This window comes from Alkalihalophilus lindianensis, from assembly GCF_032843265.1.
GTDB lineage: Bacteria > Bacillota > Bacilli > Bacillales > Bacillaceae_D > Alkalihalophilus > Alkalihalophilus lindianensis.
This window is the reverse complement of record NZ_JAWJBA010000111.1, coordinates 1-348: the sequence shown is the minus strand read 5'-3', so window position 1 is coordinate 348 and position 348 is coordinate 1. Positions and strand designations below refer to the sequence as shown.

Genomic DNA, 348 nt, shown 5'->3' with positions numbered 1-348 from the left:
ACATCCTCGTACGACAACTCCGGTAAACCGGTCGCCGGATTGTATTTTGCCATTGTGGTTTTTAGCCATTCCTCGTCATTGCGGTCAGGGAACTCCGGTTTATAATGAGCACCTCGGCTTTCATTTCGCTGATAGGCACCAAGGGTAATGACATGAGCAAGCCGAATCATTCCTTCTAATTGGCGGATAAAGGAAACACTAGAATTGCTCCATTTGGCAGTGTCTTCAATATTGATATGTTTATAGCGCTCGGTAAACTCTTGAAGTTTTTCATAGGTTCGTTTTAAGTTTTTGTTTTCGCGGACAACGGTTACGTTCGCTGTCATCCATTCACCCATTTCTTTATGA

The 348-nt window shown here is 43.4% G+C and carries 1 pseudogene; it reads right to left on the bottom strand.

The annotated features are described in order from the left end of the window. Positions 1-348: pseudogene (sdhA, locus tag RYX56_RS21530) on the bottom strand (succinate dehydrogenase flavoprotein subunit); the annotation flags it as partial.